The sequence below is a fragment of the Phenylobacterium sp. GW823-FHT02A09 genome, from assembly GCF_058797775.1.
Window position 1 is genome coordinate 451,117 of the sequence record NZ_JBXAJZ010000001.1, and the last position, 13,653, is coordinate 464,769.

A 13,653-nucleotide genomic window follows, 5' to 3' on the forward strand; every position below is an offset into this window, starting at 1 on the left:
CGGCCTCAGGCCATCTGACGCGGATCGTAGAAGAACGTCTCGCGGGCGATCTTGTCGCCGCGCCAGGTCTGCCAGGCGATTTCCTCCATGGCCTTGGACGGTCCGTCGTGCGGCACGAACGTGAAGCGCCAGCGGATCACGACAGTGTCGCCGTCGACCAGCGGCGGGGCCAGCAGCTCGGTCTCGACGCGGGCCACGCGGGACAGGGTGCGGGCTTCGCCGTCCATCAGCAGGTCGCGGCCGACGCGCGGCTCGCCCTGGTTCTCCTGCATCGAGGCGTCGTCGTGATACCAGTCGCGGATGGCCCCGACATGGTCGCCGGACAGGACCTGGGCGGTGAAGGCGTCGATGGTCGCGCGTGCGGGCATGGGCGATCTCCTCGCCCAGATAGCTAAGCTCGGACGAGACGCCGTTCCAGCCGCGGCCAGAAGATATTCAGCGCCAGGCCGCTCATCACCAGGGCGGCGGCCAGCAGTTTCCAGCCCGGCAGGCTCTCGCCCAGGAACACCGCCGAGGCGCCCATGCCGAACACCGGGACCAACATGGCCATCGGAGTGATGGTCGCAGCCGGATGGCGCGACAGCAGCCAGCCCCAGGCGGCGTAACCGAAAAGGGTGTTGCCGACCGACTGCCAGAGCACCGCGGCCCAGGTGGCGGCGTCGGCGGCGCGGACGCCCTCGATCATCGCCGCGGGACCTTCGAAGACCAGCGCCAGCACAAGCAGCGGCGGAACCGAGAACAGGCTGGCCCAGACCACGTAGGCGAGCATGTTCACCTGGCCCGCCGCCCGCGAGAACGCGTTGCCGCCGGCCCAGCTGGCCGCAGCGGCCAGCACGAGGGCCAGGCCGAGCGGGGTGACCGAGGCGTCCGTGTTGTGGCTGACGATCACCACCAGTCCGATGGCGGCCAGGGCCAAGGCGACGACCTGGAAGCTGCGCAGGCGCTCCTTGGCCAGCCACATGGCCAGGCCGATAGTGAAGAACACCTGGGTCTGCACCACCAGTGAGGCCAGGCCCGGCGAGATGAAGCCGTTGATGGCGATGTAGAGCAGGCCGAACTGGCCGGCGCCGATCAGCACGCCGTAGGCTGCGAGGTTCTTCCAGGGGACGGCCGGCTTCTTGAGGAACAGCACCGCCGGTAGCAGGGCGAAGGTGAAGCGCAGCACCGCGAAGGTCAGCGGCGGCAGGTGGTCCAGGCCGATGCGGATGACCACGAAGTTGGTGCCCCACACCGCGACGACGGCGAGGGCGAGCAGCACATGGGTCAGCGGCAGGCCAGGACGAGTCATGGGCTCGTGATACTCCTGGGCGGTCGCCGGGCAATGCAGGAAAGTTGTGGGCGATCGTCAGGGGCGCTGGATATCTCGTCGCAGGCGCGCGCGCGAAGGAAAGCTCAATGCTGGCCTGGAGTTTGCTTGATCGGCCGCAAAATGGCCGTATCGCGCCACGAGGAGAGTCCTCCGTCGCGCGCTTGCTCAAGGCCAATGCAACGTCTAGCTAGGCGAACTGTCCGCTGCTTCGGGCTAAGGATTGAAGATGACTGACCGCGCAGAGACCGCTTCTGAAAAGGCCAGCGGGGTGAACGATTTCGTCGAGATCGTGAAGACCGTCGCCTACGCGCTGCTGATCGCGCTGTTCCTGCGCGTGTTGTTCTTCCAGCCGTTCACGATCCCGTCGGCCTCGATGGAGCCGACGCTGCTGGAAGGCGACTACATCATCGTCTCGAAGTTCTCCTACGGCTACTCGCGCCACTCGATCCCGTTCAGCCCGCCGCTGTTCAAGGGCCGGATCATGGAGCAGAAGCCCGAGCGCGGGGACATCATCGTCTTCAAGCTGCCGCGCGACGGCCGCACAGACTACATCAAGCGGCTGATCGGCCTGCCGGGCGACCGGGTGCAGATGCGCCAGGGCCGCCTGTGGATCAACGGCAAGGAAGTCGTCGACAAGGAACTGCCGCCGGTGATGATCGACTCCGGCTACGGCTTCACCCGCAACGTCCAGCGCTTCCAGGAGACGCTGCCGGGCGGCCGCACCTTCATCACCTATGATTTCGGGCCCGACGGCGACGTGGACAACACGCCGACCTTCGTGGTGCCGGAAGGCCACTACTTCTTCATGGGCGACAACCGCGACAACTCGCTCGACAGCCGCGTGCCGGCCGAGATCGGGGTGGGCTTCGTCCCGGCCGAGAACCTGGTCGGCAAGGCGCAGATCATCCTGCTGTCCTGGAACCCTGGAGCGTCGCTGTTCAAGCCCTGGACCTGGGTCATGAACGCCCGGCCCAGCCGGTTCTTCAACATCCTCCAATGAACAAACGAGAAGTCGCGGTCGCCGAACTGGAAGGCCGCATCGGCCACGTCTTCCACGACCGCGAGCTTCTGGAGCGCGCGCTGACGCATGCCAGCGTCGGCGACGGCGCATTGAAGGTGCGTCATTACGAGCGGCTGGAGTTCCTGGGCGACCGGGTGCTGAACCTGCTCGCGGCCGAGCGGCTGATGGCGCTGAATTCAGAAGCCCGTGAAGGTGAGATGAGCCGGCTGATGGCGAGCCTCGTCAACTACCACGCCTGCGCCCGGGTGGCCCGGCGGATCGGACTGCCCAATGCCCTGCGCATGGCGCCGAGCGCCAGCAAGATCGGCGCGCGCGACAAGGACACCGTGCTGGGCGACGCCTGCGAGGCGCTGATCGGGGCGATCTATATCGACGACGGGCTGGAGGCGTCCCGCGCCTTCTTCCTGGAGTTCTGGGCCGAGGAGTTCGAGGGGCTGGACGCCCCTCAGGTCAAGGATCCCAAGACCCAGTTGCAGGAATGGGCGCAGGGCCGCGGCCTGGCGTTGCCGCTCTACAAGGTGGTCGGCCGCGAAGGCCCCGACCACGCCCCCTCGTTCACCGTGTCGGTGAGCGTCGGCGATTATGAACCTGAACTTGCCGAAGGCCGTTCCCGTCAGGAGGCCGAGAAGGCCGCGGCCACGGTGATGTTGCTCAAACGCGAAGGACCTCAATGACCACCCGCGCCGGCTTCGCCGCGATTATCGGAGCCCCGAATGCGGGCAAGTCGACCCTGACCAACCGACTGGTCGGGGCCAAGGTCACGATCGTGACCCAGAAGGTCCAGACCACACGCTTCCCCGTGCGCGGCGTCGCCATGGCGGGCGAGTCGCAGGTCATCCTGGTCGACACCCCCGGCATCTTCTCGCCGCGCCGCCGTCTGGACCGGGCGATGGTCCGCTCGGCCTGGGGCGGCGCCGACGAGGCCGACGTCACCGTCCATCTGGTCGACGTCCAGGCCGAACTGGCGGCCGCCGAGCCGGGCGCCAAGTCGGCCGACAAGCGCTCGGCCGCCGATGTCCAGTTGATCGTCGAGGGCCTCAAGACCGCCGGCAAGAAGGTGATCCTGGCGCTCAACAAGATCGACGGCGTCAAGCGCGAGCGGATGCTGGCGCTGGTGAAGGAGCTCTACGACACCGGCGTCTACTCCGAGGTGTTCATGATCTCGGCCGCCGACGGCCAGGGCGTGGACGACCTCAAGGCGCGGCTGGCCGAATTGATGCCGGAGGGGCCCTGGCTCTATCCGGAAGAGCAGACCGCCGACCTGCCGGCGCGGCTGCTGGCCGCCGAGATCACCCGCGAGAAGCTGTTCCTGCGCGTGCACGAGGAACTGCCCTATGCGGCCGCCGTCGAGACCACGGCGTTCCAGGAACGCAAGGACGGCTCGGTGCGTATCGAGCAGTCGATCTATGTCGAGCGCGAGAGCCAGCGCCCGATCGTGCTGGGCAAGAACGGCCAGACCCTGAAGTGGATCGGCCAGAAGTCGCGCGAGGAGCTGATCGAACTGTTCGACCGGCCGGTGCACCTGTTCCTGCACGTGAAGGTCGACGAGCGCTGGGCCGACAAGCGCGAGTTCTACGGCGACGTGGGCCTGGATTTCGACGCCTAGCACCCTAGTTTGGGCGTCATGATCCTGGCGGCTCGCGGCTGATGGAATTCGAAGACGACGCCTATGTGCTGTCGGCGCGCGCCTATGGCGAGACCGGCGCGATCGTCGAGCTGCTGACCGCACGGCACGGCAAGTACGCCGCACATGTGGCCGGCGGCGCCTCGCGTCGGATGAAGCCCTTCCTGCAGGCGGGGGCGCGGACCATCGTGCAATACCGGGCGCGGGTCTCCGACCAGCTTGGCTCGGCGCAGCTGGAGCCGGTGGGCGAGGGGCCCTCGGCGCTGTTCGACGACCGTATGGCGCTGGCCGGCCTGTCGGCCGCTGCGGCGGTGGCGGCCGCGGCGCTGCCGGAGCGCGAGCCGCATCCCGGCGTGTTCCTGGCCTTCGAGGCGTTGACCGCGGCGTTGATGCTGCCGGAGATCTGGCCGGCGGTGTTCGTGCGCTTCGAGGCCGGTCTGCTGCAGGAGCTGGGCTTTGGCATGGACCTGTCGAAGTGCGCGGCGACCGGCGAGGTGGACGATCTCATCTATGTCAGCCCGCGTACCGGGCGGGCGGTGAGCCGCAAGGCGGGCGAGCCCTACAAGGACCGCCTGTTGCCGCTGCCGCCGTTCATGCTCTCGGCGCAGACCGGGTTGGCGGCGGGGGACGTCAGAGCGGGACTGGACCTGACGGCTCACTTCCTGGAGCTGTTCGTGTTCGGACCCATCAACAAGCCGCTTCCGCCGGCGCGGGTGTGGCTGGTCGAGCGGCTGGGCGAGGCTGAGCGGCTGTAGGCCCCATCGGCCGCGGCGACTTCCGTCGCGCCGCCCGTTAGAACGGGACTGAACTGCGAGTTTGATTCGACCATGACCAAGCACACCCCACCGCCGGGCGACGGCGAAGGCGACCGCATCATCGACGAGCCGCTGACCGAGGCGCTGTCGCGTCGGTACCTGGCCTATGCGCTCTCGACGATCACCGGACGGGCGCTGCCCGACGTGCGCGACGGCATGAAGCCGGTGCACCGGCGGCTGATGTACGCCATGCGCCAGCTGCGACTGGACCCGAACACCACGGCCAAGAAGTGCGCCCGCGTGGTCGGCGACGTCATCGGTAAGTACCACCCGCACGGCGACACAGCGGTCTACGACGCCCTGGTGCGTCTGGCCCAGGACTTCGCCCAGCGCTATCCGCTGGTCGACGGGCAGGGGAACTTCGGCAACATCGACGGCGATAACGCCGCGGCCATGCGATACACCGAGTGCAAGCTCACCGTCGCCGCGCAGCTGTTGCTGGACGGCATCGACGAGGACGCTGTCGACTTCCGCCCGACCTATGACGGCGAAGACGAAGAGCCGGTGGTGCTGCCGGCCGGGTTCCCGAACCTGCTGGCCAACGGCTCGAGCGGCATCGCCGTGGGCATGGCGACCTCGATCCCGCCGCACAACGCCGCCGAGCTGATCGACGCCTGCCTGGTGCTGCTGGAAGACCCGAACGTCGAGACCTCGCGGCTGATGGACCACGTCCAGGGCCCTGATTTCCCGACCGGCGGCATCATCGTCGAGCCGCGCGAGAGCATGCTGGAAACCTACGCCACCGGCCGTGGCGGGGTGCGGGTCCGGGCGCGCTGGGAGAAGGAAGACACCGGTCGCGGGACCTACCAGATCATCGTCACCGAGATCCCGTATCAGGTGAAGAAGGCCGATCTGGTCGAGCAACTGGCCGACCTGATCGAGACGAAGAAGGCGCCGCTGCTGGGCGACGTGCGCGACGAGAGCGCCGAGGACGTGCGTCTGGTCCTCGAGCCGAAGAACCGCAACGTCGAGCCCGAAGTGCTGATGGAGAGCCTGTTCAAGCTCTCGGCGCTGGAGAGCCGCTTCCCGGTCAACATGAACGTGCTGGACGCCAAGGGCGCGCCCGGCGTCATGGGTTTGCGCCAGCTGCTGCAGTCGTTCCTCGATCACCGCCGCGAGGTGGTGGTGCGCCGGGCGCGGTTCCGCCTGGATAAGATCGAAGCGCGCCTGCACATCCTGGACGGCTTGGTCATCGCCTTCCTGAACCTGGACGAGGTGATCCGCATCGTCCGCTACGAGGACGAACCCAAGGCCAAGTTGATCGAAGCCTTCGCGCTGACCGACATCCAGGCCGACGCCATCCTCAACACCCGGCTGCGCCAACTGGCCAAGCTGGAGGAGATGGAGCTACGGCGCGAGCACGCCGAGCTGGCCGAGGAACGCGACGGATTGCTGAAGATGCTGGCCTCGGACCGCGCGCAGTGGCGTCTGGTCGGCGTCGGCCTGAAGGACGTGCGCGCGATCCTCGGACCGGACACGAACCTCGGCAAGCGCCGCTCGACCTTCGACACCGCCCCAGTGGTGGACGCCGAAGCGGCGATGGAGGCGATGATCGTGCGCGAGCCGATCACCGTGATCCTGTCCGAGCGCGGCTGGATCCGCGCCGCCAAGGGCAAGGTCGAGGACCCGTCGGAACTGAAGTTCAAGGAAGGCGACAAGCTGGGCTTCATCGTCCCGGCCGAGACGACCGACAAGCTGCTGATCTTCGCCTCGGACGGCCGGTTCTTCACCATCGGTTGCGACAAGCTGCCGGGCGCGCGGGGCCATGGCGAGCCGCTCCGACTGATGCTGGACCTCGACGACAAGACCGACATCATCGACATCTTCCCGCACAAGCCGGGGACCAAGCGGGTCATCGCGTCGAAGGAGGGCTACGGCTTCATCCTGCCCGAGGAGGAGGCGGTCAGCTTCCGCCGCGCCGGCAAGCAGGTGCTGAACGCCGGGGCCAAGGGCGCGGCCTTCGCCATGCCGATGAGCGGCGACCACTTCGGGGTGATCGGCGACAACGGCAAGATCCTGATCTTCCCGCTGTCGGAGCTGCCGGAGATGCCGCGCGGCAAGGGCGTGAAGCTGCAGACCTACCGCGAGGGCGGGCTGCGCGACGCGGTGGTGTTCAACGCCGAGGAAGGTGCGACCTGGATCGACACCGCCGGACGCACCCGTGTCTGGGGCGAGTGGCGCGAGTGGCTGGGACGGCGCGCTGCGGCCGGCAAGCTGGCGCCCAAGGGCTTCCCGACCAGCAAGCGGTTCAAGCCGAAATAGGCGTCGCGACACCTTGTAGGTGTCGGGTGCAACGCTAAGCTTCCCCACCGATGTTCGGGAGGGGAAGTTTCATGAAGCGCCATCGGCTGGCGACGGCTCTGGCCGCGGTTTCGCTGAGCTGGGCCGCCGCGCCTGTCGCCACGGCCAAGGAGCCCGCCATGGCGCTGGCCCCGGCGGCGGGGCCCGAGGCGGTCGGGTTCGACAGCGCGCGGCTGAAGCGCCTGGATGCGGCGATGGCCAAGGCGGTCGCCGACGGCCGGGTGGCCGGCGTGCAGATCCTGCTGGCGCGGCATGGCCAGGTGGTGGCGTTCAACAGCTACGGCAAAGAGAACCTGGAGACCGGCGCGGCGCTCGATAAGGACGCCATCTTCCGCATCTATTCGATGTCCAAGCCGGTGACCGGCGTGGCCATGATGATCCTGTTCGAGGAAGGCCGCTGGCGGCTCGACGACCCGATCACGACCTATCTGCCTGAGATGAAGGACCTGAAGGTCTGGAAGGGCGTCGACGCCAGGGGCCAGCCCATCCTGGAGCCGGTGAAGCGGGCGCCGACCATGCGCGAGCTGATGAGCCACACCGCCGGCTTCGGCTATGGCCTGAGCGACAAGCATCCGGTCGATCGCATGTTCCGCGACGGGCGGATCTTGGGCGCGGCGGACCTGAAGGACCTGACGACCAAGACCGCCGCGATCCCGCTGATGTACCAGCCGGGCGAGCAGTGGAGCTATTCGGTCGCCGTCGACCTGCAGGGGGCGGTGATCGAGCGACTGTCGGGCCAGAGCCTGGGCGATTTCATGGAGAGCCGGATCTTCAAGCCGCTGAAGATGAACGACACCGGCTTCTACACCGGCGCGGCCAAGGCCTCGCGCCTGGCGACGCCCTACATCGGCAATCCGGAGACGGGGAAGATCGAAGAGGCCAAGACGCTGTTTGGCCAGCCGATCCAGAATTTCGTCGACAAGCCGCGGCTGGAGTCGGGCGGCGGCGGGCTGGTCTCGACCACCCGCGACTACGCCCGCTTCGCCCAGATGATCGCCAACGGCGGCGAGCTGGACGGGGTGCGAATCCTCTCGCCGCAGCGGTGGAGCTGATGGGCACCAACGTGATCCCGCAGGCGGCGCTGGTGTCGTCCAACGGCTCGACGGCGTCGTCGTTCAACGAGGCGGTCGGGTTCGGGCTGGACGTCATGGTCGTCAACGACCCGCGCAAGGCCGGCAGCCTGGAAGGCGAGGGCACGATGAGCTGGGGCGGGGCGGCCGGCACCTGGTTCTGGGTCGATCCGACCAACGACGTGATCTTCGTCGGCATGATCCAGCGCTACGGCGGCACCGGCGGGCCGGACCTGGGCGGGCTGACGAGGACGCTGGTCTACCAGGCCCTCGTCGATCCAGCGAAGTAGGCCCTACTTCGTCGTATAGCCGCCGTTGACCAGGACGGTCTGGCCGGTCATCCACCAGCCGTCCGACACCAGGAAGCGGATGAAGGGCACGACGTCCTCGATGTCGGTGAGCCCGGTCTTCGAGAAGGCCGAGAGGGCCGCGGCGCCCTTGTGATAGGCGACCGCGTCGGCGCCTTCGGCGGGATAGAAGAACGGTGTGTCCATCGGTCCGGGACCGATGGCGGTGACCGAGATCCCGCGCCCGCCCAATTCCTTGGCCGCCGCCCGCGTGAAGTGCTCCACCGGCGCCTTCATCCCGGCATAGGCCGCGTAGAACGGCGTGAAGGCCCCGAGCAGCGAGGTCACCAAGGTGCAGACCTTGCCGTTGTCGTTGAGCATCCGGCCGGCTTCGCGCAGGAAGAAGAAGGCGGACTTGGCGTTGACGGCGCTCATCTCGTCGAACTCGGCCTCGGTGATGTCGGCCATCGGCTTCTTCAGCACCTTGCCGACGGTGTTGATCGCGATGTCCGGGCGGCCGAAGGCGGCGGCCGCATCGTCGAACAGCTTTTCCATGGCCTCGGCGCTGGTGAGATCGGCCTGGAGGGCCAGAGGCTCGGCTCCGGCCGCGCGCACGGCCTGGACCGTGGCCTCGGCGTCGGCGGCGGTCGCGGGGCTATTGTAGTGGATGACCACGGCCCGCGCGCCGTGGGCCGCGAGGTCGCGGGCGAGCAAGCCGCCCAGGTTCTTCGCCCCGCCTGCGATGAGGACGGTCTTTCCCTTGATGTCGTGGTTGGCCATGCGCCGATCTCCATACTGCTGATGGATCGACGTTACCGTGCGCAATTGTTGGATAAATGCGCGCCGCATGACATCACTGATCGGGAATTCTGGATAAAGGGCCGGGCGATGGACCGCATGGACCTCTACCGCGTGTTCGCCCGGGTGGTGGAATGCACCAGCTTCACCCGCGCGGCCGATAGCCTCGGCCTGCCGCGCTCCTCGGTGTCGGCGGCGGTGCAGATGCTGGAGTCCCGACTGGGCGCGCGCCTGCTAAACCGGACGACCCGGCGTGTCTCGGTGACGGAGGACGGCGCGGTGTTCTACGAGCGCTGCGTGCGCCTGCTGTCCGACATGGAGGAGGCCGAGGACCTGTTCCGCAACGCTGGCGGCCGACCGTTCGGTCGGCTTCGGGTGGACGTCCCCGGCAGGATCGGGCGGCTGGTGATCGCGCCGGCGCTTCCGGAGTTCCTCTTGGCCTATCCGGAGATCGAAATCGACCTGGGCATGACCGATCGCGCGGTCGATCTGGTGGAGGAGCGAGCCGACTGCGTGCTGCGCGTGGGGCCCCTGGGCGACTCCGGATTGGTGGGGCGGCGGATCGGCGACCTCGACCTGATCAACGTCGCGAGCCCAGCCTATCTGGCGCGGCACGGCGCGCCGCGCGGGCCGCAGGACCTTGGGCGTCATCTGGCGGTGAACTATGCGTCGCCCTCGAGCGGCCGGGTCGAACCGTGGGAGTGGATGGACGGCGAGACGGTGCGGACGCTGCCGATGCGCGGGACCGTCTGCGTGAACAGCGCCGAGGGATTGATCGCCTGTTGTCTGGCCGGCCTGGGCCTGATCCAGATCCCGGCCTATGACGTGGCGGGCCATGTGGCGGCCGGCGAACTGGTGCGGGTGATGGATGAGCATCGCGCACAGCCGATGCAGATGACGTTGCTCTATCCGCATCGCCGACAGGCGCCCGAACGGCTCAAAGTCTTCTCGGTTTGGCTGGAGGCGCTGCTGCGCCGCCACGTGCTCGCGCCTTGACTTTCAGGGCCTCGCATGCGCCCTTCCGCGCTCGATTTTCAGAGCCTTAGCGACTCCCCATGCACGCCTACCGCACCCATACCGCAGGCGCTCTTCGCGCCGCCGACACGGGCAAGACTGTCCGCCTTTCGGGCTGGATCCACCGCAAGCGCGACCACGGCGGTCTGGTCTTCATCGACCTGCGCGACCACTATGGTCTGACCCAGCTGGTCATCAGCCCGGAGACCCCCGGCTTCGACGTCATCGAGCGCCTGCGCGCCGAGAGCGTCATCCGCATCGACGGCGAGGTCGTGGCCCGCAGCCCGGAAACCGTGAACGCAAACCTGCCGACCGGCGAGGTCGAGGTTCGTGTGCGCACCGTCGAAGTGCTGTCGGAAGCCGCCGAACTGCCGCTGCCGGTCTTCGGTGAGCCGGACTATCCGGAAGAGATCCGCCTCAAGCACCGCTATCTGGACCTGCGCCGTGAGACGCTGCACCGGAACATCGTGCTGCGCTCGAAGGTGATCCACTCGATCCGCAACCGCATGATCGACCAGGGCTTCCTGGAGTACCAGACGCCGATCCTGACGGCCTCGTCGCCGGAAGGCGCGCGCGACTTCCTGGTGCCCTCGCGGATGCACCCGACCAAGTTCTACGCGCTGCCGCAGGCGCCCCAGCAGTTCAAGCAGCTGCTGATGGTCTCGGGCTTCGACCGCTACTTCCAGATCGCGCCGTGCTTCCGTGACGAAGACCTGCGCGCCGACCGCTCGCTCGAGTTCTACCAGCTCGACGTCGAGATGAGCTTCGTGACCCAAGAGGACGTGTTCGCGGCGATCGAGCCGGTGATGCACGGGGTGTTCGTGGAGTTCGGCGGCGGCAAGCGCGTCTCGCCGATCGACCAGTCGATGTCCTACGTCGACGACTTCGGCAAGACCATCGAGCACCAGGGCTTCGAGCGCCTGACCTACGTGCAGTCGATGGCCCGCTACGGCACCGACAAGCCCGACCTGCGCAACCCGATCGTCATGCAGGACGTCTCCGAGCGCTTCCGCGGCGGCGGGTTCGGCCTGTTCGCGCGCATCCTGGAAGACGCCAAGAACGCCGTCTGGGCGATCCCGGCGCCGAAGGGCGGCAGCCGCGCGTTCTGCGACCGCATGAACAGCTGGGCGCAGGGCGAAGGCCAGCCGGGCCTGGGCTACATCTTCTGGTCGGAAGACCAGGGCGGCTGGGGCGGCCCGATCGCCAAGAATCTGGGCCCGGATGCGACCGCCGCGCTGATGAGCGGTATCGGCATGGGGCAGGGCGACGCGGCCTTCTTCGTGGCGGGCGATCCGAAAGTGTTCGCGAAGTTCGCGGGCTCCGCCCGGACGAAGGTCGGCACGGACCTCAAGCTGGTCGACGAGGACCAGTTCAAGTTCTGCTGGATCGTCGACTTCCCGATGTTCGAGTGGAGCGAGGAAGAGCAGAAGGTCGACTTCTCGCACAACCCGTTCTCGATGCCGCAAGGCGGCCTCGACGCGCTGCTGAACCAGGACCCGCTGACCATCCGCGCGTTCCAGTACGACATCGTCTGCAACGGCTACGAGCTGTGCTCGGGTGCGATCCGGAACCACCTTCCCGAGGTGATGGTGAAGGCGTTCGAACTCGCCGGCTACGGCTCCAACGTCGTCGAGGAAGAGTTTGGCGGCATGCTGAACGCCTTCCGTCACGGCGCGCCGCCGCACGGCGGCCTGGCGCCCGGCATCGACCGGATCGTCATGCTGCTGGCTGGTGAGACCGCGATCCGTGAGGTCATCGCCTTCCCGCTGAACCAGCAGGGCCAGGACCTGCTGATGAACGCGCCGTCTGAGGTGCTGGAGAAGCAGCTCAAGGAACTGCACATCCGCCTGGCCCCGCCGATCAAGGTCTGAGGCCAGACGACAGATACGGAAAGGGGGGCCGGCGGCCCCCTTTTTTTGTGTCCTCAGTCGACCGAGGCGAAGTAGCGCGGCGGGGCCGGCGGCGCGGGGGGCGCTGGCGGAGCCGGAGGCGCTGGGCTGCGGCTGACGACGCGGACGCGGGCGCCGCGATGGCAGGCCTTGGCGACCAGGCCGGCCGGCGTGCGCGTAGCGCCGTCGGCGCAGGCGTTGTCGAGCTGGTCCTGTTCCAGGCCCTTGGCGCGGGAGAGGTCGACCCCGGCGATGTTGGCGCCGCTCATGGTCGCGCCGCGGAAGTCGGTGTTCACGAAGGTCGCGCCGGTGAGGCTGGCCGCTGAAAGATCGGCGTCGCGGAACGAGGCGTGGTCAAAGGCGCCCGAGCCCAGATTGGCTCCGGTCAGCGCCGCGTCGCGGAAGTCGGCGGCGCGGGCGTTGGCCTTGGAGAAGTTGGCGGCGCGCAATTCGGCCCCGCGCAGCGAGGCGTTGGAGAGATTGGCCTTGCTGAAGTTGGAGCCGGCGCCGGCGGCGTCGCGCAGATCGGCGCGGGCGAGGTTGGCGGCGGCGAAGTTGACGCCGCGGGCCTCGACTCCGCGCAGCCGCGCGTCGGTCAGCACCGCGGTGGTGAAGTTGGCGCCGACCATCTGGGCGTCGCTGAGGTCGGCGCGCGACAGGTCCGCGCCGCTGAAGTTGGCGCCGAGGAAGCGGGCGTCGCGCAGGTCGGAACCGACCAGCGCGGCCTGGGCGAAGTTGGCGCCGACGAACTGCGCGCCGGCCAGCTTGCGGCCCGACAGCTCGCACTTGGCGCAGGCGCCGCCGAACGAGACCATCCGCGCCACGTCCTTGTCGCCCATATTGGCGCTGGCCATGCCGGGAACGGCGGCGAGCGCCACGGCGACCAGGGCCGAGAGGGCGGGCAGGGAACGCGTCAGACGAGGCATCGAAGCTTGGCGTTGTTGGTCCATGATGTGAGCATGTGCTCTCGACACCCTGTGGACGCTACTTAATTCGCGGTAATTGTCAGCAGCTTAGCTAGCAGCTGGGGATGCGCAGGCCGCCGGGCAGCTGGGTCGAACCATCCCCGCAGGCGCGGTTCAGCTGGGCTTGAGACAAGCCGCGTGCGCCATCGAGCTCGGCTCCGGAAAAATTGGCCCCGTCGAGCTTGGCGCCGGCGAAATTCGTCCCGCTGAGGTGCGTGCCCACGAAGCTCGAATTGGTGAGGTCGGCGCCCGCGAAATTCGAACTGGAGAACACCCCGCCATAGGCTTCGACGTCGCGCAGGTCGGCGCCGGAGAAGTTCACGCGATTCATCACCGCCAGGGACAGGTCGGCCTGGCGCAGTCGAGCACCGGCGAAATTCTGGCCGCGCATCTCCAGCCCGGCCATGTCGGCCTGGAAGAGATTGCACTTGGGGCAGCTGGCACCCCGGCGCGCCTGGCCGATCTGGCCGGCGTTCTGAGCGCTGGCAGGCGCAGCCACGGCGAGGGCGGCGAGGATGCCGATCGCGACGAGCGGTTTCATGAGGAGCCCTCCGACAAGG

The 13,653-nt window shown here is 68.0% G+C and carries 14 protein-coding genes; 9 read left to right on the forward strand and 5 right to left on the reverse strand.

Going from position 1 to position 13,653, the window contains the following annotated elements:
• Positions 1-5: 5 nt before the first annotated feature.
• Both AC1Q87_RS02370 and AC1Q87_RS02375 read right to left on the reverse strand, forming a co-directional pair.
• Positions 6-368, reverse strand: a complete 363-nt coding sequence (locus AC1Q87_RS02370; RefSeq protein ID WP_492607405.1) for a nuclear transport factor 2 family protein — start codon at positions 366-368, stop codon at positions 6-8.
• A 23-nt stretch (positions 369-391) separates the two neighbouring features.
• Positions 392-1,288 (reverse strand): EamA family transporter, encoded by an 897-nt coding sequence (locus tag AC1Q87_RS02375; protein ID WP_492607406.1) that lies wholly within the window; start codon positions 1,286-1,288, stop codon positions 392-394.
• Between the two features lie 247 nt (positions 1,289-1,535).
• Here AC1Q87_RS02375 and lepB point away from each other — a divergent pair, with 247 nt between their 5' ends.
• From lepB to AC1Q87_RS02410, 7 genes are all read left to right on the forward strand, one after another.
• On the forward strand, positions 1,536-2,309 hold the full coding sequence (gene lepB / locus AC1Q87_RS02380; RefSeq protein WP_492607407.1) for a signal peptidase I: 774 nt from the start codon (positions 1,536-1,538) through the stop codon (positions 2,307-2,309).
• A complete protein-coding gene (gene rnc, locus AC1Q87_RS02385; protein ID WP_492607408.1) occupies positions 2,306-3,004 on the forward strand; it encodes a ribonuclease III in 699 nt (232 codons plus the stop codon). The genes lepB and rnc overlap by 4 nt, the downstream gene beginning before the upstream one ends.
• Positions 3,001-3,936, forward strand: a complete 936-nt coding sequence (gene era / locus AC1Q87_RS02390; RefSeq protein ID WP_492607409.1) for a GTPase Era — start codon at positions 3,001-3,003, stop codon at positions 3,934-3,936. Before rnc ends, era begins: the two co-directional genes overlap by 4 nt.
• Before the next feature lie 41 nt (positions 3,937-3,977).
• Positions 3,978-4,709 (forward strand): DNA repair protein RecO, encoded by a 732-nt coding sequence (recO, locus tag AC1Q87_RS02395; protein WP_492607410.1) that lies wholly within the window; start codon positions 3,978-3,980, stop codon positions 4,707-4,709.
• A gap of 72 nt (positions 4,710-4,781) precedes the next feature.
• The gene (parC, locus tag AC1Q87_RS02400) at positions 4,782-7,031 is read left to right on the forward strand and encodes a DNA topoisomerase IV subunit A (protein ID WP_492607411.1); all 2,250 of its coding nucleotides are present in this window, start codon (positions 4,782-4,784) and stop codon (positions 7,029-7,031) included.
• 71 nt (positions 7,032-7,102) lie between these two features.
• Positions 7,103-8,122, forward strand: coding sequence for a serine hydrolase domain-containing protein (locus tag AC1Q87_RS02405; RefSeq protein WP_492607412.1), 1,020 nt, complete (start codon positions 7,103-7,105; stop codon positions 8,120-8,122).
• The gene (locus AC1Q87_RS02410) at positions 8,122-8,430 is read left to right on the forward strand and encodes a hypothetical protein (RefSeq protein WP_492607413.1); all 309 of its coding nucleotides are present in this window, start codon (positions 8,122-8,124) and stop codon (positions 8,428-8,430) included. The genes AC1Q87_RS02405 and AC1Q87_RS02410 overlap by 1 nt, the downstream gene beginning before the upstream one ends.
• Before the next feature lie 3 nt (positions 8,431-8,433).
• On the opposite strand, the gene AC1Q87_RS02415 is transcribed toward AC1Q87_RS02410, so the two are convergent.
• Complete coding sequence (locus AC1Q87_RS02415) at positions 8,434-9,207, reverse strand: SDR family oxidoreductase (protein WP_492607414.1); 774 nt, start codon at positions 9,205-9,207, stop codon at positions 8,434-8,436.
• 21 nt (positions 9,208-9,228) lie between these two features.
• Between AC1Q87_RS02415 and AC1Q87_RS02420 the strand changes: the two genes are divergently transcribed.
• A complete protein-coding gene (locus AC1Q87_RS02420; RefSeq protein ID WP_492607415.1) occupies positions 9,229-10,221 on the forward strand; it encodes a LysR family transcriptional regulator in 993 nt (330 codons plus the stop codon).
• A 59-nt stretch (positions 10,222-10,280) separates the two neighbouring features.
• Positions 10,281-12,110 (forward strand): aspartate--tRNA ligase, encoded by a 1,830-nt coding sequence (aspS, locus tag AC1Q87_RS02425; protein WP_492607416.1) that lies wholly within the window; start codon positions 10,281-10,283, stop codon positions 12,108-12,110.
• 53 nt (positions 12,111-12,163) lie between these two features.
• Here the strand turns inward: aspS and AC1Q87_RS02430 are convergent, their stop codons facing one another.
• Positions 12,164-13,054, reverse strand: a complete 891-nt coding sequence (locus tag AC1Q87_RS02430) for a pentapeptide repeat-containing protein (protein ID WP_492607417.1) — start codon at positions 13,052-13,054, stop codon at positions 12,164-12,166.
• A 91-nt stretch (positions 13,055-13,145) separates the two neighbouring features.
• On the reverse strand, positions 13,146-13,634 hold the full coding sequence (locus AC1Q87_RS02435; RefSeq protein WP_492607418.1) for a pentapeptide repeat-containing protein: 489 nt from the start codon (positions 13,632-13,634) through the stop codon (positions 13,146-13,148).
• Positions 13,635-13,653: the final 19 nt, after the last annotated feature.

Coding starts and splice junctions, on each gene's coding strand:
- AC1Q87_RS02370 (WP_492607405.1), bottom strand. CDS start 368: ATGCCCGCACGCGCGACCATCGACGCCTTCACCGCCCAGGTCCTGTCC.
- parC (WP_492607411.1), top strand. CDS start 4,782: ATGACCAAGCACACCCCACCGCCGGGCGACGGCGAAGGCGACCGCATC.
- AC1Q87_RS02420 (WP_492607415.1), top strand. CDS start 9,229: ATGGATCGACGTTACCGTGCGCAATTGTTGGATAAATGCGCGCCGCAT.
- lepB (WP_492607407.1), top strand. CDS start 1,536: ATGACTGACCGCGCAGAGACCGCTTCTGAAAAGGCCAGCGGGGTGAAC.
- recO (WP_492607410.1), top strand. CDS start 3,978: ATGGAATTCGAAGACGACGCCTATGTGCTGTCGGCGCGCGCCTATGGC.
- AC1Q87_RS02415 (WP_492607414.1), bottom strand. CDS start 9,207: ATGGCCAACCACGACATCAAGGGAAAGACCGTCCTCATCGCAGGCGGG.
- AC1Q87_RS02410 (WP_492607413.1), top strand. CDS start 8,122: ATGGGCACCAACGTGATCCCGCAGGCGGCGCTGGTGTCGTCCAACGGC.
- aspS (WP_492607416.1), top strand. CDS start 10,281: ATGCACGCCTACCGCACCCATACCGCAGGCGCTCTTCGCGCCGCCGAC.
- AC1Q87_RS02435 (WP_492607418.1), bottom strand. CDS start 13,634: ATGAAACCGCTCGTCGCGATCGGCATCCTCGCCGCCCTCGCCGTGGCT.
- era (WP_492607409.1), top strand. CDS start 3,001: ATGACCACCCGCGCCGGCTTCGCCGCGATTATCGGAGCCCCGAATGCG.
- AC1Q87_RS02405 (WP_492607412.1), top strand. CDS start 7,103: ATGAAGCGCCATCGGCTGGCGACGGCTCTGGCCGCGGTTTCGCTGAGC.
- rnc (WP_492607408.1), top strand. CDS start 2,306: ATGAACAAACGAGAAGTCGCGGTCGCCGAACTGGAAGGCCGCATCGGC.
- AC1Q87_RS02430 (WP_492607417.1), bottom strand. CDS start 13,054: ATGCCTCGTCTGACGCGTTCCCTGCCCGCCCTCTCGGCCCTGGTCGCC.
- AC1Q87_RS02375 (WP_492607406.1), bottom strand. CDS start 1,288: ATGACTCGTCCTGGCCTGCCGCTGACCCATGTGCTGCTCGCCCTCGCC.